The organism is Brevundimonas sp. Leaf168, from assembly GCF_001423685.1.
GTDB lineage: Bacteria > Pseudomonadota > Alphaproteobacteria > Caulobacterales > Caulobacteraceae > Brevundimonas > Brevundimonas vesicularis_C.
Genome location: NZ_LMOY01000011.1, coordinates 37,864 through 60,048, shown reverse-complemented (window position 1 = coordinate 60,048; position 22,185 = coordinate 37,864). Strand labels below are relative to the sequence as shown.

20 protein-coding genes are annotated in these 22,185 nt (G+C 67.9%); 8 read left to right on the top strand and 12 right to left on the bottom strand.

Going from position 1 to position 22,185, the window contains the following annotated elements; all coding sequences use genetic code 11:
* Positions 1-30 precede the first annotated feature (30 nt).
* Complete coding sequence (groES, locus tag ASF81_RS11870) at positions 31-318, bottom strand: co-chaperone GroES (RefSeq protein ID WP_055808823.1); 288 nt, start codon at positions 316-318, stop codon at positions 31-33.
* Positions 319-616: 298 nt separating this feature from the next.
* Between groES and ASF81_RS11865 the strand changes: the two genes are divergently transcribed.
* Positions 617-1,039: a hypothetical protein gene (locus ASF81_RS11865; RefSeq protein ID WP_055809009.1), complete on the top strand. Its 423-nt coding sequence runs from the start codon at positions 617-619 to the stop codon at positions 1,037-1,039.
* A 60-nt stretch (positions 1,040-1,099) separates the two neighbouring features.
* On the opposite strand, the gene pgi is transcribed toward ASF81_RS11865, so the two are convergent.
* The gene (gene pgi, locus ASF81_RS11860; protein WP_055809006.1) at positions 1,100-2,707 is read right to left on the bottom strand and encodes a glucose-6-phosphate isomerase; all 1,608 of its coding nucleotides are present in this window, start codon (positions 2,705-2,707) and stop codon (positions 1,100-1,102) included.
* A gap of 99 nt (positions 2,708-2,806) precedes the next feature.
* Here pgi and ASF81_RS11855 point away from each other — a divergent pair, with 99 nt between their 5' ends.
* Positions 2,807-3,283 carry a hypothetical protein gene (locus tag ASF81_RS11855; protein ID WP_055808821.1) on the top strand — a complete coding sequence of 159 codons (477 nt, stop codon included), beginning with the start codon at positions 2,807-2,809 and terminating at the stop codon, positions 3,281-3,283.
* A 6-nt stretch (positions 3,284-3,289) separates the two neighbouring features.
* On the opposite strand, the gene recQ is transcribed toward ASF81_RS11855, so the two are convergent.
* On the bottom strand, positions 3,290-5,131 hold the full coding sequence (gene recQ / locus ASF81_RS11850) for a DNA helicase RecQ (protein WP_055809004.1): 1,842 nt from the start codon (positions 5,129-5,131) through the stop codon (positions 3,290-3,292).
* 121 nt (positions 5,132-5,252) lie between these two features.
* Entirely contained in the window at positions 5,253-6,230 is a 978-nt protein-coding gene (locus ASF81_RS11845; RefSeq protein ID WP_055808818.1) for a complex I NDUFA9 subunit family protein, read from the bottom strand.
* A gap of 115 nt (positions 6,231-6,345) precedes the next feature.
* On the opposite strand from ASF81_RS11845, the gene ASF81_RS11840 reads away from it, so the two are divergent.
* Positions 6,346-6,777, top strand: coding sequence for a DUF488 family protein (locus tag ASF81_RS11840; RefSeq protein WP_055808816.1), 432 nt, complete (start codon positions 6,346-6,348; stop codon positions 6,775-6,777).
* Between the two features lie 2 nt (positions 6,778-6,779).
* Here ASF81_RS11840 and ASF81_RS11835 read toward each other — a convergent pair whose 3' ends face one another.
* Together ASF81_RS11835 and ASF81_RS11830 are read right to left on the bottom strand one after the other, a co-directional pair.
* The gene (locus ASF81_RS11835) at positions 6,780-8,732 is read right to left on the bottom strand and encodes a M1 family metallopeptidase (RefSeq protein WP_055809002.1); all 1,953 of its coding nucleotides are present in this window, start codon (positions 8,730-8,732) and stop codon (positions 6,780-6,782) included.
* Positions 8,733-8,794: 62 nt separating this feature from the next.
* Entirely contained in the window at positions 8,795-10,045 is a 1,251-nt protein-coding gene (locus ASF81_RS11830) for a multidrug effflux MFS transporter (protein WP_055808814.1), read from the bottom strand.
* Positions 10,046-10,173: 128 nt separating this feature from the next.
* On the opposite strand from ASF81_RS11830, the gene ASF81_RS11825 reads away from it, so the two are divergent.
* Complete coding sequence (locus ASF81_RS11825) at positions 10,174-11,619, top strand: AMP nucleosidase (RefSeq protein WP_017505461.1); 1,446 nt, start codon at positions 10,174-10,176, stop codon at positions 11,617-11,619.
* 167 nt (positions 11,620-11,786) lie between these two features.
* Here ASF81_RS11825 and ASF81_RS11820 read toward each other — a convergent pair whose 3' ends face one another.
* Together ASF81_RS11820 and ASF81_RS11815 are read right to left on the bottom strand one after the other, a co-directional pair.
* Positions 11,787-12,638 (bottom strand): metallophosphoesterase, encoded by an 852-nt coding sequence (locus tag ASF81_RS11820; RefSeq protein WP_055808812.1) that lies wholly within the window; start codon positions 12,636-12,638, stop codon positions 11,787-11,789.
* Complete coding sequence (locus ASF81_RS11815) at positions 12,638-13,573, bottom strand: diacylglycerol kinase family protein (protein WP_055808810.1); 936 nt, start codon at positions 13,571-13,573, stop codon at positions 12,638-12,640. The genes ASF81_RS11820 and ASF81_RS11815 overlap by 1 nt, the downstream gene beginning before the upstream one ends.
* 142 nt (positions 13,574-13,715) lie before the next feature.
* On the opposite strand from ASF81_RS11815, the gene ASF81_RS11810 reads away from it, so the two are divergent.
* The 3 genes from ASF81_RS11810 (at position 13,716) to ASF81_RS11800 (ending at position 16,886) form a co-directional block, all read left to right on the top strand.
* Complete coding sequence (locus tag ASF81_RS11810; RefSeq protein ID WP_055754593.1) at positions 13,716-14,066, top strand: glycine zipper domain-containing protein; 351 nt, start codon at positions 13,716-13,718, stop codon at positions 14,064-14,066.
* 119 nt (positions 14,067-14,185) lie between these two features.
* On the top strand, positions 14,186-14,626 hold the full coding sequence (locus ASF81_RS11805; protein ID WP_200932959.1) for an OmpA family protein: 441 nt from the start codon (positions 14,186-14,188) through the stop codon (positions 14,624-14,626).
* 85 nt (positions 14,627-14,711) lie between these two features.
* On the top strand, positions 14,712-16,886 hold the full coding sequence (locus ASF81_RS11800) for a protein-disulfide reductase DsbD (protein ID WP_235559359.1): 2,175 nt from the start codon (positions 14,712-14,714) through the stop codon (positions 16,884-16,886).
* A 3-nt stretch (positions 16,887-16,889) separates the two neighbouring features.
* Here the strand turns inward: ASF81_RS11800 and ASF81_RS11795 are convergent, their stop codons facing one another.
* The 4 genes from ASF81_RS11795 to mutM are packed head-to-tail and all read right to left on the bottom strand — an operon-like array spanning position 16,890 to position 20,015.
* Positions 16,890-17,789, bottom strand: coding sequence for an alpha/beta fold hydrolase (locus ASF81_RS11795; protein WP_200932958.1), 900 nt, complete (start codon positions 17,787-17,789; stop codon positions 16,890-16,892).
* Positions 17,790-17,841: 52 nt separating this feature from the next.
* A complete protein-coding gene (locus ASF81_RS11790) occupies positions 17,842-18,630 on the bottom strand; it encodes an enoyl-CoA hydratase-related protein (RefSeq protein WP_055808807.1) in 789 nt (262 codons plus the stop codon).
* 59 nt (positions 18,631-18,689) lie between these two features.
* Positions 18,690-19,133 carry a hypothetical protein gene (locus ASF81_RS11785; protein ID WP_055808804.1) on the bottom strand — a complete coding sequence of 148 codons (444 nt, stop codon included), beginning with the start codon at positions 19,131-19,133 and terminating at the stop codon, positions 18,690-18,692.
* Positions 19,134-19,151: 18 nt separating this feature from the next.
* On the bottom strand, positions 19,152-20,015 hold the full coding sequence (gene mutM, locus ASF81_RS11780; RefSeq protein ID WP_055808802.1) for a bifunctional DNA-formamidopyrimidine glycosylase/DNA-(apurinic or apyrimidinic site) lyase: 864 nt from the start codon (positions 20,013-20,015) through the stop codon (positions 19,152-19,154).
* A gap of 122 nt (positions 20,016-20,137) precedes the next feature.
* Between mutM and ASF81_RS11775 the strand changes: the two genes are divergently transcribed.
* On the top strand, positions 20,138-22,183 hold the full coding sequence (locus ASF81_RS11775) for an OPT family oligopeptide transporter (protein ID WP_055808800.1): 2,046 nt from the start codon (positions 20,138-20,140) through the stop codon (positions 22,181-22,183).
* Positions 22,184-22,185: the final 2 nt, after the last annotated feature.

Sequence of the window (22,185 nt, the reverse complement as noted above, 5' to 3'; positions counted from 1 at the left end):
ATTGATTGAAGAACGTCGGACGTCGGGTGCTTAGGACAGCACGCCCAGGACGTCGGATTCCTTCATGATGATCAGGTCTTCGCCGTCGATCTTCACTTCCGTGCCCGACCATTTGCCGAACAGGATGCGGTCGCCGGCCTTCAGCTCCAGAGCATTGACCTTGCCGGTGTCGTCGCGGGCGCCAGGGCCGACGGAGACGACTTCGCCTTCCTGCGGCTTTTCCTTGGCGGTGTCGGGGATGATGATGCCACCCTTGGTCTTGGATTCTTCTTCAACGCGCTTGACCAGCACGCGGTCGCCGAGCGGACGGAACGCCATCGGACTTCTCCCTGTAAAACCCCCGGATCGGGGCGTTTTTGAAACGGTGTGCGGCGCTCTCGCGATCGCCGTTTTGGCAGCCGACCAGAGAGAGTGCTAACGCGAGCGGGAGTTAGGCAGAGGCAGGGTCATCGTCAAGCGGCGGCGATGGATCGCCGCACGAATTCTCTGTGACAAATGAACCGAAAATGAATGCCGACCTCCGGGGTCGTTCAAACTGGCAGCGATAGAAAGGCCTCAACGCTGGATGCCTTCCCGTCCCGGAAACGCAGATCGGCAAGCCAAGAAGGAGACCAAAATGTCCAAGCTGCTGAAGATCACTGCGGTCGCCGCCGCTCCCGTCGTGGCCCTGAGCCTGATGGCCGCTCCGGCTTCCGCCCAATCGCGCGATCGCGACAACACCGGCCGTAACGCCCTGATCGGCGCCGCCGTGGGCGGTCTGGCCGGCGCCATCTATGGCAACGGCGACGGCAGCTACATCGCGGGCGGTGCGCTTGCCGGTGCGGCGCTGGGCGCGGTGGCCTCCAACCGCGGCTCGGGCTGCGAATATTATCGCGGCGGCCAATGCTACCGTAACCAAGGCCATTGGGAGCGCGAGCACGGCATCGACCGCAGCCGCTCGGGCTACGACTACCGCTACGACGGCCGCCGTTACGACTCGCGCTATGACCGCCGCGACTATCGCAACAATCGCGACTACCGCTACGACCGCCGCTGGTAAGCGTTTGACAGTTTAGATGACTGGAAGGGTCCGTCCGGCAAGGACGGGCCCTTTTTCGCGTCAGCCCATCAGGCGGCGCATCAGGGCCGCCGTGGACGGATCCAGGTCCGCCAAGGGGCCGCCCGCGTCCACGTCCTTCAGGATCGCCTTGGCCAGGACCTTGCCCAGTTCGACGCCCCACTGGTCGAAGCTGTTGATGTCCCAGATCACGCCCTCGACGAAGGTCTTGTGCTCATAGAGGGCCAGCAGCGCGCCCAGGGTCTCGGGCGTCAGCCGCTCCATGACGATGGCCGTCGACGGACGGTTGCCGGTGAAGGTGCGGTGGGACGCCAGGCGCGTCGCCTCCTCCTCCGACAACCCTTGCGCCAGCCCTTCGCCCTTGGCGGCCTCGGTCGTCTTGCCCAGCATCAGGGCCTGGCCCTGAGCGAGCGCATTCGACCAAAGCGGCGACTCCGGCGCGTCCTCATGCGTCCTGGCGACGATCACGAACTCTGCCGGAACGGTCTGCGGCCCTTGGTGGATTTGCTGGAAGAAGGCGTGCTGGCCGTTGGTGCCCGGCTCGCCGAAGACGACGGGGCAGGTCTGACGCGTCACCGGCGTGCCGTCGCGATGCACCCGCTTGCCGTTCGACTCCATCTCCAGCTGCTGCAGGAAGGAGGGCAGGCGACGCAGGGCGTGGGCGTAGGGCGCCACCGTACGCGCCGGCCGGTTCAGGCCATCGACGTTGAACACCTGGGCCAGGGCCAGCAGAACCGGGGCATTCCGCTCCAGCGGCGCCGACACGAAATGGTCGTCCATCGCGGCGGCGCCCGCCAGCATCCTTTCGAACACGTCCCAGCCCAGGGCGATGCCGCACGACAGGCTGACCGCCGACCACAGCGAATAGCGCCCGCCGACCCAGTCCCGGAAGGCGAACGTCCGGCCGCAGCCAAAGGCCGCCGCCTTCTCCGGCGCCGCCGTCACCCCGATGAAGTGTTTCGTCATCCCCTCGGCCGGCAGCGACGCCGCCAGCCAAGCTTTCGCCGCCTCGGCGTTGGCCAAGGTTTCCTGCGTCGTGAAGGTCTTGGACACGACCACCACCAGGGTGGTTTCGGGATTCAGGCCGGTCAGCGCCTCGGCCATGTCGCGCGGATCGATATTGGCGACGAAGCGCAGGTCGATGGCCGGGTCCAGCGGGCGCAGCGCATCCCAGACCACGCGCGGCCCCAGGTCCGACCCGCCGATGCCGACGTGGACGATGGCCTCGAACGTCTTGCCCGTCGCGCCCGCCTCGGCGCCCGACCGTACTGCATCGGCATAGGCCTTCATGTCCACTCGCACGGCGTCCACCTCGGCCGAGACGGGCTCGCCCAAGGCCTTGAAGTCGGCGCCCGGCGCGGCGCGCAGGGCCGGATGCAGGACCGCCCGCCCTTCCGTCAGATTGACGGCCTCGCCGGCGAACAGGGCCGCGCGCCGCTCCTCGACGTCGCTGGCGCGCGCCAGGTCCAGACAGGCGTCGAAGGCGGCCTTGGTCCAGCTCTGTTTCGACAGGTCGAGATAAAGGCCCGCCGCCTCGACCGACATCCGCGCCAGCCGATCAGGATCGGCGGCGAACTGGTCCACGATCCGCGCGGAGGCGGCCTCGGCGGCGGCTTGGTCGAAGGCGGTCCAGGCGGCGTCGCGGGTCATCGTCGTCTCCATCGGGAATGACAGGGTAAACACTCGTTTACGGCTGGGGCGTATTCAGGTTCAACGTCCCAGCGGACGCTGAAACAGGAAGTCACCTCCATGTCCTGCGGCCTTGCTCTCACGATCGCCCTGGCGATGTCCAATCCCTCGGTGGCCCTGGCGGCCGAACAGCCGGCCGCCGCGCCCGGTGCGCCGATCTCGGTGGCGGGCGAGCCGCTGTTCGCCGACATCATCTCGCGCTCGGCCAGCCTGAAGGCCGTGGTCGACGGCTGGGCCGCCGCCAAGGCCGCCGACGACGCCGCCTTCTTCACCAGCCAGGCCTTCACCGGCTTCAAGGCCCAGGCGGAACAGTTGGCAGCTCTGGACATGCAGGGCCACCTGATCCTGAAGGAACGCGGCACCGACGGCGATCTGAAATGCATCCTGCGCGGCATTTCCGAGGACATGCCCAAGAAGGTTCAAGCCGTTCAGGCCGCCGCCAACCCGGCCGAACGCGCCACAGCCCTGTCGGAACTGTCCTATCTGCTGAACGACAACGTCGAAGTCATCACCGCCCCGCCCAAGCCGGAAGTCTGACGGCTTCTAGAGGGCGGCCAGCGCCTCCAGCACGCCCTTGCCGTAGCGATCCAGCTTGGACTGACCGACGCCGGAAATGGCGCCCAGACTGTTCAGGTCGCCCGGCTCGGCGTGGGCGATCTCCAGCAGCGTCCGGTCCTGGAAGATGACATAGGGCGGGACGTGCTGTTCCGAGGCGCGGTCGCGGCGCCAGGCGCGCAAGGCCTCGAACCGGGCGCGCACATCGGCGTCCATCGTCTCCAGCGCCGCATTGCGCCCTTCGCCCGATCGGTCACGACGACGCGGGGCGGTATCCGCCCTCAGCGGCGCGCGACGCACCTCGATCTGGCGCTCGCCGCGATAGACGGCCCGCACCGCCTCGGAATCGCCCAGCCCGACCAGCGGCTTGCCGTCGTTGGGATCCTCGGCCAGCAGACCTTCGAACAGCAGGTGATCGACGATCTCGCGCCAGCTGTTCAGCGAAATCTCGCGCCCGATGCCCCAGGTGGACAGTTGCTGCTCCCACGGCTGCACGTCCTTGGTGCGGGCGGTCAGGTGATCGACGACGCGATTGCGCCCGAACCGGCCGCCCAAGCGCTGCACCGCCGCCAACGCCTTCTGGGCCGGGACGGTCGCATCATAGAGCTGGGGCGGGTCGCCGCAGATGTCGCAGACGCCGCAAGGCTGGGCGTCATGCTCGCCGAAGTATCGCCGCACGGCCTGGGCGCGACAGACGGCGCCGTCCAGCATGGCGAACAGCTGGCGGGTCTTCCTGACCTGAACCGATTTGACCTCCTCGGCCATCGGACGGCTGTCCAGCCGACGTAAGGACCAGGCGATGTCGGACGGCCCATACAGGGTGATGCCCTCGGCCGGCTCGCCGTCGCGCCCGCCCCGGCCGATCTCCTGCCAATAGGCCTCCAGGCTGCCCGGCGGATCGGCGTGAATGACGAAGCGCACGTCGGCCTTGTCGACGCCCATGCCGAAGGCGATCGTGGCGACCATCACGGCGCCCTCCTCGGCCAGGAAGCGTTCCAGCCGGCGGTCGCGCTCTTTCGTATCCATGCCGGCGTGATAGGCGATGGCGTTGGTCCCGGCGTCGCGCAGCGCCTGGGCGACGCGGTCGCAACCGTCGCGGCTGCCGCAATAGACGACGCCCGACTTGCCCCGCCGTTCGCGCACCAGTTCGATGACCCGCGCATCGGTCTTGGCCCGAGACGCGCTCTCCTTGCGCTCGGCCGATAGTTGCAGGTTCGGACGCGCGAAACTGTCGACGAAGACCGTCGCCTCTTCCAGCCGCAGCGAGCGCAGAATGTCGTCGCGCGTGCGGGCGTCGGCGGTCGCCGTCACCGCGATGCGCGGCACATCGGGAAACCGCTCGGCCAGCAGACCCAGGTTTCGATAATCGGGGCGGAAGTCGTGGCCCCATTGCGAAACGCAGTGCGCCTCGTCGATGGCGATCAGGCTGAGCGGCAGTTCCGCCAGCCGATCCATCATGGCGCCCGCCGCCAGGCCTTCGGGCGAGACGTAGAGCAGGTCCAGTTCCCCCGAACGCGCGGCCGCCCAGATGGCCGAACGCTCGTCCAGCGACACGCCGGAATCCAGCCGCGCCGCCGCGACGCCCTGCTGCTTCAACGCCTCGACCTGATCGGTCATCAGGGCGATCAGCGGCGACACCACCAGCCCCAGCCCGGGGCGCAGGATGGCCGGGATCTGATAGCAGACGCTCTTGCCGCCGCCGGTCGGCAGGACCGCCAGCACATCACCGCCCGACAGGATCTGCTCGACCACCTGCCCCTGCAGCCCCCGGAAATCGGCGTGCCCCCACACGCGCGCCAACAACGCCCGCGCATCGTTCAGGTCAGGCATATCGGTCGAGGAAAACTGGGGGCGCGTGGCCGGCATCCTTAAGCTGTGCACTCTTTGTTCCCGAACAGAAGACGCCGCCGGCCGCGAAGGCGACCGGCGGCGGCGTCATAGGGGGAGGGTTTTAGTGGGCGGGCGCTTCGGCGAACTGGCCGCCGACGCGGTAGCGCCACAGATAGGACGGGGCGATCGCCGCCATGCCGGCCGGATGGTCGATGCCCAGATCGCTGAGGCCAAGCGCATCGGCGGCGACCACATTGTCCTTCTCCAGCATCAGCACCTGATCGCGCGTCAGCGGCGGGGTCAGGCCGACGAACCGGCTCAGTTGCAGCAGCGAGCCCAGGGGCTTGGCGACGACGAAGGGCACGGGGACCAGCATCCGGTGGCGGCCCGTCTCGCGACGCACCAGCTCCAGCACTTCCCGGAAGGTGTAGAGGCTCGGCCCGCCCAGTTCATAGGTGCGGCCGGCGGCGTTCGCGCGGGTCACGCCGCGCGCGATGGCCTCGGCGACATCGCCGACATAGACCGGCTGGAACCGGGTCTCGCCGCCGCCGATCAGCGGCAGGGCCGGCGCCATCATCGCCATGGCGGCGAAGCGATTGAGGAAGCTGTCGCCCGCGCCGAACACCAGCGACGGACGCAGGATTACCGCGTCCGGATAGACGGCGCGCACGGCCGCCTCGGCCTGGGCCTTGGTGCGACCATAGGCCGAAGGGCTGGCGGCGTCGGCGCCGATGGCCGAGATCTGGACCAGGCGCTGCACGCCCGCCGCCTTGGCGGCCTCGGCGATGGTCTTGGCCGCCTCGGTATGAACGGCGTCGAAGCCGCGCTTGCCGCCTGCGTCATGCAGGACGCCGACCAGATTGACGACAGCGTCCGCGCCACGCACGGCCTGCGCCACATCCGACGAGTTGGTGATGTCGCAGCGCATGAACTGGATCTGGCCAGGATCGCCCAGCGGCTGGATTTCGATCGCCAGGACCGGGTTGCGCACGGCGACCCGAATGCGCCAGCCGCGACGCGCCAGGGCGCGCACCGCCTGCGACCCGATAAAGCCCGAACCTCCAAAGAGGGTCACGACGCCGGGGGCGAGGTCAGCCATGGGGAAAGCTCCAGTCGAAATCCGTTTCGGCGGGATAGACGATAGGGCGCCGCACCGCAACGCGGGCCTTCACGGTCACGCTGGCGTTCGACGTGCGGCCGCCCATCTGAAGCGGATGAAGCTTTTTACCATTGGCTACGAGGGCGCGACCCAGGCCGACGTCATCGCGCGGCTGAAGACGGCCGGCGTGCAGACCCTGGTCGATGTCCGCGCGGTCGCCGCATCCCGTCGCGCCGGCTTTTCCAAAACGATCCTGGGCGAGAGCCTGAAGGCTGAAGGGATCGACTATGTCCACCTGCGCGGGCTGGGTACGCCCAAGGCCGGACGTGACGCGGCGCGCAAGGGCCGTGTCGACGAGATGCGCGCCATCTTCGCCGATCACCTGGCCGAGCCCCAGGCGCAGATCGAGTACGAGCGACTGAAGGCGCTGGCGGCCGACAAACCCGTCGCCCTGCTGTGCTTCGAGGCCGATCACGCCGGCTGCCACCGGGCCGTCCTGGCGGAACGGCTGTCGGCGGAAACCGGCGTGGCGGTCGTGGACCTCTAGCCTTACTGCCGTCCGACCAGCTGATCGACCGAACCGCTGGTGACCGGGTGATAGAGCGGCCGGGCCTCGGCGTAGATGCGACGCGCATTGCCGCGACCCCAGTCGCCCTCGTTCCACAGGGTCTGGAACAGCGGCAGGACGAACTTGCGACGGCCCTGGCTGGTCAGGAACTTCTCGGCCGTGGCGACCGACGGCTGATACCGATGGGCCAGGGCGATCTGCAGCCAGGCGAAGGTCAGTTCGGCGTTGCCTTCATTCGCCAGGTTCAGCGTGCGCTCCAGATCGGCCAGTTGTGCATTCGTCAGCCAGTCGGCGCCCGTCCGCAGACCCTCGGGACGCCAGCCCAGGAAACGCTGGCGCTGCTGGGTGTTCCAGTCCGCCCACGGAATGGCCGAGGCCGGTCCCTTGTCCTTGAAGAAGGCGACGGCGGCCGCATCCACCGGCTCGAAGGCGTGGGACACCGGCGCCACGGCGTTGGACGGCAGGCCAGGCTGATAGACCCAGGCGTCCATCTGCAGCTGGCTTTCCAGCGCCGCGTCGCCCTTGATCAGGTTGTCGCGGATGTCCTTTAGGAACATGGCCGTGGTCATCGGACGATAGGCGTTGCGGTCGAAATAGCCGCGCAGCCAGGCGTCGAACCGATCCCGTCCGACGGTGCGTTCGATGGTCCGCAGGAATAGGGCGCCCTTCTCGTAGGCGATGTCGTTCATGCCGTCGTCGGGATCGCGGCCCTTCAGGTCCAGGTGCAGGCGGGTGTCCGCCGCCGGCAAGGACTTCAGCGTGTCTTGAAGACTATCCCAGCCCAGCACCTGCTCCTGCATGGCGCGGTCATGGCCATAGACCGACTCCATGATCCGGTTCTCGAAATAGACGGTGAAGCCCTCATTCAGCCAGAAGTCGTTCCAGGTCGCGTTGGTCACCAGATTGCCCGACCAAGAGTGCGCCAGTTCGTGCGCGACCAGCGACACCAGCGAGCGATCGCCGGCGATGATGGTCGGGGTGGCGAAGGTCAGCTTCGGGTTCTCCATCCCGCCGAACGGGAAGGACGGCGGCAGGACCAAGAGGTCGTAGCGGCCCCAGCGATAGGGGCCGTACAGCTTCTCGGCCGCCGTCACCATCTGGGCGGTCGGCTCCAGCTCCCACTGGGCGGCCCGCAGGCGGCTGGGCTCGGTCCAGACCCCGGTGCGGCCGTCGAACGGTGCAAAGGCGATGTCGCCGACGCCCAGCGCGATCAGATAGGGCGGGATCGGATTGTCCATCCGGAAGCGCCAGGTCTTCATCCCGTTTGCGGCTCGCTCGCCGTTGGGCGTCAGGTGGTCGGCGCTCATGACCACCGTCAGGTCTTCGGGCGCGGTGATGCGGGCCGAATAGGTCTGGCGGATGCCCGGGCTGTCCTGGGTCGGCACCCAGGTGCGGGTCAGAATCGCCTGGCCCTGGCTGAACAGATAGGGCTTCTGTCCACCGGCCGTCTGGCTGGCGTTCAGCCATTGCAGCGCCGCCGCGTTGGGGCGGGTCGAGTAGCGGATGGTGATCTTGCGTCGCTCATTGGCGGCGAAGGCCGGGAAATAGACCGTCAGCGGCTGGCCCAGAACGGCGTCATTGTCGCCGACGACATAGCGCAGCGGCTGACCCGCCGCGTCGCGCACGTCCTGAATGTCCAGGTCGCGGATATCCAGCACGATCTCGTTGGCGCCCGGGATCGCCAGGATGTCCAGGGTCGCCGTGCCCGCCAGGGTCTTGGCGTTGAAGTCGGCGGTCAGATCCAAGGCGACATCGACGACGCGGGCGATCTCGGGACGGGCGTGGGTGTGGACGTCCACCGCTTCGGGACCGGGCGCCGGGGCGATGGCGGGCGGGGTCATGGCCGACCCTCCCGTCGTGGTGGAGCAGGCGCTCAGACCCATGGCGGTGGCCAGGGCGAGGGCGGAGACGAGACCGAGCGCTTTGCGCGTCATCGAGGTTTTCCTGGGCTGATCTTGACGATTGGCCCGGAGAACGCGCGGAAACGCGAAAAAGATCAAGCCTTGGCGGCGACCGGCGCGTGATGGGCCCGGAACAGCCGTCCCCGCTCGGCGAACAGCACCCAACCCAGGGCGATCAAACCAAAGACGGTGAAGCCGACCGACATCGGAATGGTCGTGCCGTTGAACTGCTGGCCCACCGCAAAGCCCAGCAGCGAGCCGACGATCGTGGAGATGAACCCCTGGATCGAGGCGGCGGTGCCCGCGATCTTGCCCATCGTCTCCATGGCCATCGATCCGAAATTGCCCGCGATCAGGCCGAAACAGAACATGGTCAGGGTCTGCAGCACCGCAAAGGTCCAGATCGATTCATGACCGCTGATCGCCACCCCCGCATGGATGGCGGCGATGCTGGTGAAGCCGATCAGGGCGGTGTGCGAAATCTTGCGCGAACCCAGCTTCACCACCAGCCGCGCATTGACGATCGAGGCCACAGCGATGCCGCCCGCGATCAGCGCGAATACCGCCGGAAACGCCGCCTCGGCGTGGAAGACGTCGGCGAAAATCTGCTGCGACGAGTTGATGAAGCCGAACAGGGCCCCGGTGATCGCCGTCATGGCCAGGGTGTAGCCGACGGCGGTGCGGTCGGTCAGGGCGATCTTGTAGGCCGCCGTCAGACGCTTGACCTGAATGGGCAGACGGTCCTCGGGCTTCAGCGTCTCGGGCAGACGCAAAGACGCCCAGACGATCAGGCCGACCCCGATCAGACCCAGCCCCGCGAAGATCCAGCGCCACGGTCCCACCAGCATGATCAGTTGTCCCAGCGACGGCGCCAGGATCGGCACGCCCAGGAAGACTAGGAAGCTGAACGACATGACCCGCGCCATGGTGCGCCCCTCGTACCGATCGCGCACGATGGAGACGGCCAGCACGCGGGTGCAGGCGCTGCCCAGACCCTGACCGACGCGGGCCATGATCAGCGTCTCGAAGGTCGGCGCCAGGGTCGCCAGCAGGCTGAACATCACATAGACGCCGACGCCGAACAGCAGGACAGGCTTTCGCCCGAACCGGTCCGCCAACGGACCGTAGAACAGCTGCGCCCCGCCGAAGCCCAGCAGATAAGCCGTCACAACCCATTGCCGGTCGTTGTCGGTCGCCACGTTCAGGTCGGCGCCGATGTGCGGCAGGGCCGGCAGCATCGAATCGATCGCCAGCGCATTCAGCGCCATCATCAGGGCGATAAGGCAGACGAACTCGACGAAGCCGAGCTCCTTCTTGGCGGGCGCTGACGCAAGGGAAGAAGACATCCGGGCCAGATGCGCCGTCACGCCCCGATCCGCAACCGCACGCCCGTCATAAATTGCTGCAATGCAGCGAAATCGGGTTTGAACGGGCGGCGCCTCGCCAAAGCCGCGAAGCTTCGCTAGAGGAAGTCATGACAGAACAGATGACAGCACAGGCGGCGCTGGACCGCCTCGAAACCCTCTACACCCAATCCGTGACCAACCTGCGCGACGCCGTGCGGGATTTCGTCAACACCGGCGCGCGGCCCGATCCGGTCAAACGCGCCGAGGGGGTGTTCGCCTATCCCGAACTTCGCATCCGCTGGGACGGGGATCGCCCCCAGGACCTGGAGCCGCGCGCCTACGCCCGACTGTCGAGACAGGGCAGCTATTCGACCACGGTCACGCGACCCGACCTTTTCCGCCCCTATCTGACCGAACAGCTCGGCCTGCTGGAGCAGGAATATAATGCGACCTTCGAGGTCGGCGTCTCGCGCCAGGAGATCCCCTTCCCCTATGTGACCGATGGGCTGGAGGTCGCGCTGGACCGGTCGATGACGGCCGCCCTGGCGCGCTGGTTCCCTACTACGGACCTGGCCCATATCGGCGACGAGATCGCCGACGGCCTGTTCGAAATGGGCGGCGACTTCCCGCTGTCGCACTTCGACGGCCTGCGGACCGACTTCTCGCTGGCGCGGCTGAAACACTACACCGGCACGCCGGTGGACGACGTTCAGTCCTATGTCCTGTTCACCAACTACAATCGCTACGTCGATGAGTTCGTGCGCTGGGCCATCGAGCAGCTTCGAACGCCCGGCTCGCCGTATCAGACCCTGTCCTGCGCCGGCGGCGTGGTGATCACGCGCGACACGCCCAACCCCGAGGCGGCGATCAGCGACACGGCCTGGAAAAAGCACCAGATGCCGGCCTATCACCTGACCGCGCCGGGCCATAAGGGCGTGACCCTGGTCAACATCGGCGTCGGCCCGTCTAACGCCAAGACGATCACCGACCACTTGGCCGTCACCCGACCGCACGTCTGGCTGATGATCGGTCACTGCGGCGGCCTGCGCGCCAGTCAGACCATCGGCGACTACGTCCTGGCTCACGCCTATCTGCGCGACGATCACGTGCTGGACGCGGTGCTGCCGCCCGACATTCCGATCCCCTCGATCGCCGAGGTTCAGCGCGCGCTCTATGACGCCACCAAGTCGGTCAGCGGCATGCCGGGCGACGAGGTCAAACTTCGCCTGCGCACCGGCACCGTTGTCACCACCGACGACCGGAACTGGGAGCTGCGCTATTCCAAGTCGGCCCTGCGCTTCAACCAGTCCAGAGCCGTCGCCATCGACATGGAAAGCGCCACCATCGCGGCCCAGGGCTATCGCTTCCGCGTACCCTACGGGACGCTGCTTTGCGTGTCGGACAAGCCGCTGCACGGCGAGATCAAACTGCCGGGTCAGGCCAACCGCTTCTACGAAGGCTCGATCTCCGAACACCTGCAGATCGGCATCCAGGCGGTCGATCTGATGCGCAGCGAAGGCTCAAAGCTGCACTCACGCAAGCTGCGCGCCTTCGACGAACCGCCGTTCCGGTAGGCGAGAAAGTCTCCTCCCCACAGCGTGGGGAGGGGGACCACGCGTAGCGTGGTGGAGGGGCTCTTGAAGTCCCACCGGCGCCTGTAGCCAGCAAAGAACCCCTCCGTCTCTCAGCTGCGCTTCGAGCCACCTCCCCGCTTCGCGGGGAGGGGACGGATCTGAGGTCTTCAGACCGCCGCCTTCTCCAAGGCGCCCGGCTCGACCGGGCTGGGCGCGGTGGTCGCCTTGCGGGTGTCCTGACGGCGCGGCAGGCGCCACACCTGGTGCGAGCGATAGCTCGTTCCATCCCAGGCCAGGGCCGTCACCGTTATGGTCTTGGCGTCCCAATCGATCTGGTTGAAGCCGGGCGGCGCGCCGCGCTCGCGGTGCGACAGCGTCCCGCAGCCGACGGCGTAGGAGCATCGATCCGCCAGCGGGATCGGCATAGCGAACGGCACATGGACGTGGCCGGTCATGATCAGATCGACGCCCGCCTCGGCGAAGATCAGGGCCGCCTCGTCGCCGCGCTTGACGTCGCCGGTCATCGGCGTGCCGACCATCTCGATCAGCGGATGGTGGCAGGCCAGGATCCGCAGCGCGCCGATCGGCGCCTGACGCAGGGCCTCGGCTGCACGTCGCGTCTGGTCCAGATCGATGACGCCCTTCGACCAGTTGGGCCGCGCCTGCCAGCCGCGCGCGGTGACGACGCCGCGCACCATAACCGCATCGCTGCAGAACTGCCCGTCGTGGGCCGGAAAGCCGGTCGCCGTCTCGAACGCGCGCCAAGGATGGAAGACCCGCGCAATGGCGTCCCAATAGGGCACGTCATGATTGCCGACGATGACGAAGCGTGGCTCTGGCATGGCCCGCATCCATTCGCCCGCGGCCGTGAACTCGTCGGGGAACCCCTTCTGGGTGATGTCGCCGGTGATCAGCACCAGATCGTTCGGCGTGGCGTGGGCGTATTCCAGAGCGGCGGCGCAGGCGCGTTTGTGCTCGCAGCCGAAATGGACGTCGGAGAACTGAAGAACGCGTCCCACTAGATGCTGTCCTCGGCTGAGGGCGGTTTGGGCGCTAGCGCCTTGAAGGCCTTGGGCACGAAACGGATTACGGCCTCGGGCTTGAGCAGCAGCGGCTCGCCGTCGATCACGGCCGGAATTTTCGAGCGGGCGCGCACCTCGATCCGTTTCGCCGGGCGGGTCGAGACGGCCGGATCCTGGCGCCAATCGCTGAACAAGGCTGTCGCAGCCAGGCGGAAGGCCTGGGTCGTGTCGCTGGGGTCCATGGCGGCGGCCTCCAGTCCGATGGGATCCTCCATCGCCTTGGAGATCATCGGGCTGATCAGAACCAGAGCCTCGGTCCGGCGTTTCTCGCCGCCATCCAGGGTGAAGCGCAGACGGCCGGAGAAGGCGCGTTTCAGGGCGCGCCGGCCATATTGCCAGGCCAGCTTGATCTTGCCGGTCCGCATCGCCTCGCGCGCCGGGGCCCACAGCGCCGGCGATCCCAGAATGGCGGCGCAATAGAAGTATTCGCCCTGAACCTCGCCGCCCGAAACGGCCTGAGGCTCGCCCTCCTCCAGCGCCCGCTTCAGCGCCAGCTTCCAGTCCGCGGTGCCATAAAGCGCCTTGGGCAACATGTTCATCGTACCGCCGGGCAGGGGCGCGATCATCGGACCGTCAGGCTTGGCCTTCGACGCCACCGAGCGCGCCGTGCCGTCGCCGGCCAGAACGAAGATCACGTCCGGCTTGGCGGCGAAGGCGTCGGCGATGATCTGGTCGAAGTTGCCCCCTTCAAACGACACGACCTCGGCCTTGAGGTCATACTGCCCCAACAGGGCTTCGGCCTCGCCGGCGGCGCGTGGCCCCACGCTTCCGGACAGCGGATTGACCAGCATCACGGCGTGCCGGATCTGGGCATGGGGCGTCAACGCAGTTTTGTCGTCTGCATCGGAGGGGGGTTGGGCGACATCGGTCATGGCGGCCGAACGCCCCGCAGGCGCCGTCGTTCCGCCCAAGCGTCACCATAGTTGCGGATGCAGTCTGCCGACGCGGAACCTATGCCGCGAGGACACGTTTGCTGCCCACAGGGGCCAACACCCAGGGACAAAGGAATTCATCATGAAAAAGGCGATTATCGCGATTGCCGGCGCCGGCCTGCTGGCTTCGGCCTGCGCCAGCGACCCGTATGGCTATAACAACGGTTCGAACGAAACCGTCCGCCAAGGCGCCATCGGCGCCGGCCTGGGCGCCGTCGCCGGCGCCATCATCGGCAACAACGTCGGCGGCGGCAACGCTGCGACCGGCGCCCTGATCGGCGGCGCCTTGGGCGGCACGGCCGGCGCCATCCGCGGCTCCAACCAGGACCGCAACAACCAGCAGCGCTACCGGGACAATCAAGGCCGCTACTACTACTGCTACGATAATCGTCAGGACGAGTGCTACTGGGACAACGGTCAGCGCCGTTATTGATCAGTGATCAAATGCCGGTCGCGAAGGTCCGCGACCGGCGTTAGGTTGAAGAGGCGGCCTGTCGGACGACGGGCCGCCTCTTTTGCGTAATGGGCCGGCCGAGCCGGAGGAGGGCTGAGATGAAGCGATCGATGGGACTGGCTGTGGCGGCGGTGGGAATGCTGGCGGCCTGCGCGCCGATGCCGAAGCGCGAGGCGCTGGTGGTGGGCGAATCGCTGTGCGCGCCGGGGCGTTTCGATATCTATTTCCTGGAGAACCAGGCACGGCTGACCGAGCCGGCGGCGATGGTGCTGAAGGCGGCGGCGACCAAGGCCAAGGATTGCGACGTGCGCAAGGTGCGCGTGGTGGGCCTAGCCGACGCCACGGGAACGCCCGAAGCCAATCTGAACCTGTCACAGCGGCGCGCCCGCACGGTGGTCGAGGCGCTGACCCAGGCGGGCATGCCCGCGCCGATCTTCGAGCTGAACGCTGCGGGCGATGCGGGCGCCACGACCTCAGCCGGCAATGACGAACCGCTGCGGCGCCGTGCGGAAGTGATCTACGAGGCCTATCCGCGCTGATCGACGCGGGAGCGGGCGCAGCGATGGCGCGGGGACGCGTGACGCATTAGGTTGCGGCGCTCCCCTCGCCTGCCGGAACACGCGTTTGCGCCTCTTCGCTCTTCTCCTCGGCCTGCTGTTCAGTTTGACGGGCGTTTCGGCGACCGTCGCCCAGCCGGTGCAGAGCCAGCCCACGGGCGTCGTCGCCTTCGGACCGCAGCGGACCGAGCGGATCGAGGCCGAACTGGTCCCGATGTCGCAATGGGTCGCGCCCGGTTCGACGACCGTGGTGGCGGTGCGCCAGAAGATCGCGCCCGGCTGGCACACCTATTGGCGCAATCCCGGCGACAGCGGCGGCGCGACCAGCCTGATCTGGACCCTGCCCGCCGGGGTGACCGCTGATCCGATCCTGTGGCCCCTCCCCAGCCGCCAGCGGCTGATGAGCCTGATGAACTATGGCTATTCGGGCGCGGTGCTCTTGCCCGTGCCGATCCATGTGCCGCCGACGGCGCGGCCGGGCGAAGTGCTGACCCTGACGACGGACGTGCTGTTCCTGGTGTGCAGCGATCAAATGTGCGTGCCCGAGCCGATGACCCTGTCGCTGGCCCTGCCGGTGCGCGAGGGCGCAGCGCCCCTGGCCAAGCCGTGGGGTGAGGAGATCGAACAGCTGGTCGAAACCGCGCCGCGCCCGGCCGGGATCGAGGCGCGCGTCACGCGTCAGGGCGGCCAGCTGATCCTGACCGCTACCGGCGGGCCGCTATCTGGTGACGAGGCGGGCGCCGACATCGGCCAAGTCTATTTCTATCCTTTCGACGGCGGGCGGATCGACCATGCGGCGGCCCAGTCGGGCCAGCGGGGGCCCAACGGCCTGACCCTGACGCTGACGGCCGGCAAGGATGCCACGCTGACGGCGCTGAGCGGGATCCTGGCGACCGACAAGGGCGCGTGGGAGATCACGGCGGAGCCGGGCGCGCCTCTGGCGGGCGCCCAAGGCGGCGCGGCGCTGAAGCCGTTGGACGAGACCACGGCCACGCCGGCGAAGACCGGCGCTTTGGTCTTCCTTCAGGCGCTGGCCCTTGCGCTGCTGGGCGGGTTGGTGCTGAACCTGATGCCGTGCGTCTTCCCGGTTCTGGCGATGAAGGCGGCGTCGCTGTCGGCGGCGGCGCATGATCCGGCGCGGGCCCGGCGCGACGGCCTGGCCTTCACCGCCGGGGTGCTGGTCAGCTTCCTGGTTCTGGCCGGTGTTCTGCTGGCGCTCAGGGCGGCGGGTCAGGCGATCGGCTGGGGCTTCCAGCTCCAGTCGCCGGGCGTGGTCGCGGCCCTGGCCCTGGTCATGCTGCTGGTCGGGTTGAATCTGTCGGGTGTCTTCCATGTCGGCGCCGGATTGCAGAACGCGGGGTCCGGCCCCCTGTCGCGCCTGCCCGGATCGGCGGGCGCCTTCTTCACCGGGGTGCTGGCCGTGGTCGTTGCGGCGCCCTGCACCGCGCCCTTCATGGCCGCAGCTCTTGGGGCGGCCCTGGTTCTGCCCTGGCCGATGGCGCTGGCCGTGTTCCTGATGCTGGGGCTGGGTCTGGCCCTGCCCTATCTGGCGATCAGCCTGTCGCCCAGCCTGCTGTCGCGCCTGCCGCGACCGGGCGTCTGGATGGAGCGGCTGAAGGGTCTGCTGGCCTTTCCCATGTATGGGGCGGCGCTGTGGCTGCTGTGGGTCTTCACGCGACAGGGCGGCGTCGATGCTCTGGGCCTGTTGCTGACGGCGGCGCTGCTGCTGGCCCTGGCGGCTTGGTTGACAGGCTTGGCGCAAGCGGCGCGCCAGCGTGATGAACGGCCGATCCTGACCACGATCTGCGCGATCGTCGTCGGCGTTCTGGCGCTGGGCCTGGCAGGCGTTGCGGCCGGCGCAGCGCGATATGCGGACGCCACGCCCCAAGGCGACAGCGGCCCGCTGGCGGCCCAGCCCTGGTCGGCGGCGGCGGTGAAGGCAGCGACCGCGTCGGGACGCCCCGTGCTGGTCAATCTGACCGCCGACTGGTGCGTGACGTGCAAGATCAACGAACGCGCGGCCCTGTCTTCGCCCCGTGTCGCCAAGGCCATGCGCGAGGCGAACGCCGCCTATCTGGTCGGCGACTGGACCCGGCGCGACGACGTCATCACGCGTGAGCTTCAGGCGCACGGGCGATCGGGCGTGCCGCTGTATCTGCTGTATCGCCCGGGTCGGGCCGAGCCGGAAATCCTGCCGCAGCTACTGACCGAGGGCGTGGTCGTGGATGCGCTGAAGGATTGAGCGTCAGCTCAGGAACCGCTGCACCGCCGCCAGGAACCGCTGCGGCTGTTCGATCATCACCTGGTGCTCGGCGCCTTCGATCCGCTCGAACCTGGCGGTGCGCGCCAGGCCTTGGAATCCGTAGCGATACAGACCCTCGAGTCTGTTGCGGGGCGCGTCGGGATCGCGGGTCCAGCCATAGACGACAGTGACCGGGGCGGTGATCTGCGACAGGCGGGGCCGCAGATCGACGGTCAGGGCCTCATACAGACCCTGGGCCAGGACGCGCCGGTCGCCGCCCTGAAGCCCCAGCCCCTGGAACACCATGTCGCCGGCCAGACCCATGTCCACGCCGAAGGCCGCGACCTGGGACTTCAGCGCCTGATCGCCGAACAGGAGCAGGGCCTGATAGCCCAGCCGGGCCAGGGGCTCGACCTGATCCGATGTGGTGCGCGCGTCGATCAGGGACGGGAAGAAGGGGGAGGAATCGACCACCATGACGCGCCCGATCCGGTCGCCCATATCGGCGGCGACGCGCAGGGCGATCTGGCCGCCCAGCGAATGGCCGATCACCGCGGGACGGTCGATGCGCTGCTCGCGGATGTAGCGTTCGATCTCGCTGGCGGCGGGGCCGGCCAGACCGCCGCTGACATTGTCGCCGATCTGGGTCTCGCCAAAGCCGCGCAGGGTGACGAGATGCACCCGATAGCGGTCATCCAGCCGATCCGCCGTCGATCGCCAGGCCGAGCCGGTGGAGCCCAGGCCGGGGATGAAGATGATGTCCGGCCCCCGACCGCGCGTCTCGACAATGATGCGGCTGGAACTGAAGGCCGGAGCCTGAGCTTGGGTCTGGGATTGGGCCTGGACGGCGACAGGGGCGAGAACGAACAGGGTCGCAAGGAGCGAGGCGAGGAGGCGGATCATCATTCGCCCCTAACGCCCGATCACGGCGATCGGTTGACGCGTGCGTTGCGACCTATCGCCCCTTGAACTCGGGTTTGCGCTTTTCGACGAAGGCGGACATGCCTTCCTTCTGATCCTCGAAGGCGAACAGGGAGTGGAACAGGCGGCGTTCGAACTGGACGCCCTGGGTCAGGGTCGTCTCCAGCGCGGCGTTGACCATCTCCTTGTTGGCCATGATCGCCAGCGGACTTTGCGAGGCGATCTTGGCGGCGATCTTGCGGGTTTCATCCAGCAGGGTGTCGTGCGGGAAGACGCGCGAGGCGAGGCCGGCGCGTTCGGCTTCCGCCGCATCCATCATCCGGGCGGTCAGGACCATGTCCATGGCCTTGGACTTGCCCACCAGACGGGTCAGGCGCTGGGACCCGCCGATGCCCGGCGCGACGCCCAAGTTGATCTCGGGCTGACCGAACTTCGCCTTGTCCGAAGCGACGATGAAGTCGCACAGCATGGCCAGTTCGCAGCCGCCGCCGAGAGCGAAGCCGTTGACCGCGGCGATGATCGGCTTTCTGAACCGGGTGATGCGGTCGTGGCCGAGGGCGAAATAGTTGCCCGTGTACATCTGGGCATAGGTCTGGTCCGCCATCTCCTTGATGTCGGCGCCGGCGGCGAAGGCCTTTTCGCCCGAGCCGGTCAGGATCAGGCAGCGCACGCTGTCGTCCTGTTCGACGCTGTCGAGGAAGTCGGCCAGATCCTTGAACAGGGCCGCGTTCAGGGCGTTCAGCGCCTCGGGCCGGTTCAGGGTCACCACCGCATAGCCGTCGGCGTGGCGTTCGATCAGCAGGTTGGCATAGGCGTCGGCCATGGTCGGTCTCCTTTGACGACGGTCATACAGGCGCGAGGCGGGCCCCGCTAGCGCAGGCGCTACCGTCGGGGCATCAGGGCCAGGGTCAGGGCGGCGCGGAACAGTTCGACCACGACCACCATGCCCAGCAGCAGATTGGCGGCGATCACCTGGCCCCGCGCGCCCGACAGGTCCAGCGTCCAGCCGAAGACGGACGACAGGGCAAGCATCAGCGCCGAGATCAGGACCAGGCCGACCAGCAGCATCAGGGCGACATGACCCGCCTTCAACGCCGCCTGAAGCGTCGGCCCCTCGTCCAGCACGCGGGCGCGGCGGCGGAACAGCCGGGCGATCAGGCCGGTGGCGGCGGCCTCGGCGACGGCGGCGACGACCAGGGCGGCGACGAACCACCAGATCAGGTCGCCGAGGTCGCCGTCGCGCAAGCCCTGGACGAAGTGGACGAAATAGGCGCCCCAGACCAGGACGCCGACGATCAGACTGATCCACAAGTGGATTTTGCGCATGGGTCGGACCTCGAAGGCTTATCGCTTCTGGCAGGAGGGGCAGTAGAAGGTGGAACGGCCGCCCTGGACGATGCGGGCGACGACGCCGGTGCATTTGTCGCCTCGGCAAGGCTCGCCCTCGCGGCCATAGACGTCGAACCGGTGCTGGAAATAACCCTGGCCGCCCTCGGCGTTGGCGAAGTCGCGCAGGGTCGAGCCGCCCGCCGCAATGGCGTCGTTCAGGACGTTTCGGACCTCGGTCGCCAGACGCTCCAGCCGCGCCTTCGACACCGATCCGGCCGCGACCAGGGGCGAGATGCGGGCGCGGTACAGGGCCTCGCAGACATAGATATTGCCCAGGCCGGCGACGATCCGCTGATCCAGCAGACTGACCTTGATGTTCTGTTTCTTGCCCGCGAAGGCCTCGACCAGATGGGCGCCGGAAAAGCCGTTGCCCAGCGGCTCGGGCCCCAGACCGGCGAACCAGGGATGGGTCTCGATCTGGTCGCTGGATATCAGGCCCATGAAGCCGAACCGGCGCGCGTCGGCGTATCCGATGCGGGTCGCCGCCCCATCGCGGATGGCGCCGCCGCTGAAATGTTCGTGCTTGCCGGCGATGGGCGCGGCCTCCTCGAACTCGCCCAGCAGGGTTCCGTCCAGGGTGAAGCGGCCGGTCATGCCCAGGTGGGTGATCCAGGTCTCGCCGGTCGACAGCGGCATCAGCAGATATTTGGCCCGCCGGTCGATCCGCAGCACCGTCGCTCCCTCCAGCCGTTCGACAAAGCGCTCGGGGAAGGGAAATCGCAGGTCGGGCCGGTTGATCCGGACCCGCGACAGCCGCGCGCCCTCCAGCACCGGCGTCAGGCCGCGTCGGACGGTTTCGACCTCGGGAAGTTCAGGCATGGGCCGGTCCTAGCCCGTCCGGGTCGCGGGGCCAAGCGGCGGGGGCGCCCGCATCTGACCGCGACCAGTTGCCGCCTGCGACAGAATGCGCTTACGTCCGCGCAAACGTGGGGAATTTTTCGATGACTGACGCCGCCGCCGCCCCGAAGGGCCGGCTTGAGCTTACCCTTCGCGCCCTTGTGCTAGGCGTGCTGCTGGCGGTGGTCTTCACCGCCGCCAACACCTACCTGGGCCTGAAGGTGGGCCTGACCTTCGCCTCGGCCATTCCGGCGGCGGTCATTTCGATGGCGATCCTGCGCGGTTTCCGCACCTCGACCATCTGGGAGAACATGACGGTCCAGACCGTCGCCTCGGTCGGCGGCGCCATGAGTTCGATCATCTTCGTCCTGCCCGGCCTGGTGATGATCGGCTGGTGGCTGGAGTTTCCGTTCTGGGAATCGACGCTGATCTGCATCTTCGGCGGCATACTGGGCGTCACCTTCTCGATCCCGCTGCGTCGCGCCCTGGTGACCAACGGCGGCCTGCCCTACCCCGAAGGCGTCGCCGCCGCCGAGGTGCTGAAGGTCGGCTCGCGCGGCGCCGAACAGACCGAAAGCGCTGTGCGCGAGAACAAGTCCGGCCTGTGGGTCGTGGTCGCCGGCGCCGTGGTGTCGGCCGGTTACGCCCTGCTGGTCGCGGGTCGCGTCTTTGCGGGCGAGACGGCCAGGTTCTTCAAACTGCCGGCCGCCCTGGGCGGCGGCGCGACGGGCGTCGGCTTTGGCATGCAGTTCGCCCTGCTGGGCGCCGGTCACCTGATCGGCCTGACGGTCGGCCTGGCCCAACTGTTTGGTTTGATCCTGGCCTGGGTCATCGCCGTGCCGATCCTGACCAGCCCCGACACCATCGCCTGGCTGACCTCGCACGGCCTGCCCTCGATCGCCGCGACCCTGCCGGCCGAGACGCACGCCGAAGAGCTGGCCATGACGGTCTGGAGCCGCGAGGTTCGCTTCATGGGCGCCGGCGTCATCGGCGTGGCGGCGATCTGGACCCTGATCAAACTGGCTGGTCCGCTGATCGGCGGCCTGACCTCGGCCCTGGCGGCCCAATCCAAGCGCTCGCACGGCGAGGTGCTGGAGCGGACCGAACAGGACATTCCGATCAAGATCGTCGGCGCCGTCTCGGTGGCGGCCCTGATCGCCATCGCCGGCCTGTTGACCTGGATCGCCCTGGCCTCGCCCACGCTGGCGGCGTCCGCGCCCCTGCTGGTCGTCGGCGGCCTGGTCTATGTGGTGCTGATCGGCTTCGCGGTCGCGGCCATCTGCGGCTATATGGCCGGTCTGATCGGCTCGTCGAACAGCCCGGTCTCGGGTGTCGGCATCCTGGCCATCATCGTGGCCTCGCTGTTGATGCTGGGCGTAATGAAGATCGCGGGCGTGCCGGCCGACGGGTCGATCATCGCCTTCGCCCTGATCGTGACGGCGGTCGTCTTCGCCGTCGCCGTCATCGCCAACGACAACCTTCAGGATCTGAAGACCGGCCAACTGGTCGACGCCACGCCGTGGCGTCAGCAGGTCGCCCTGATCATCGGCGTCGTCGCCGGCGCCTTGGTCATCCCCTTCATCCTGAACAAGCTGAACGGCGCCTTCGGGTTCGAGGGCGGTCCTTCCGGCATCGCCAACGAGCCGCTGGCGGCGCCGCAGGCGACCCTGATCTCGGCCTTGGCGCGCGGCGTCATCGGCGGCGACCTGCGTTGGGACCTGATCGGCCTGGGCGCGGTGATCGGCGTGATCATCATCGTGCTGGACGCCGTCGTGTCCAAATCGACCAAGGGCAAGATCAAGCTTCCGCCTCTGGCCGTGGGCATCGGCTTCTATCTGCCGGCGGCCGTGACGACGATGCTGGTCATCGGCGCCGTGGTCGGCTGGTTCTATGACAAGGCGGTCAAGACGACCCGGTTCGCCGATGTGGCGCGCCGCATGGGCGTGCTGCTGGCGTCTGGCCTGATCGTGGGCGAAAGCCTGTTCGGCGTCTTCTACGCCAGCGTCATCGTCGGCACGAACAGCGACGCCCCCTTCGCCATGATCCCCGAAGGCTCGGCCTGGCCCGCCATGCTGGCCGGGATCGTCGTCTTCGCGGCGGCGGTGTTCGGCCTCTACAGCTGGACGCGCAAGAAGGCCGAAAAGGTCTGATT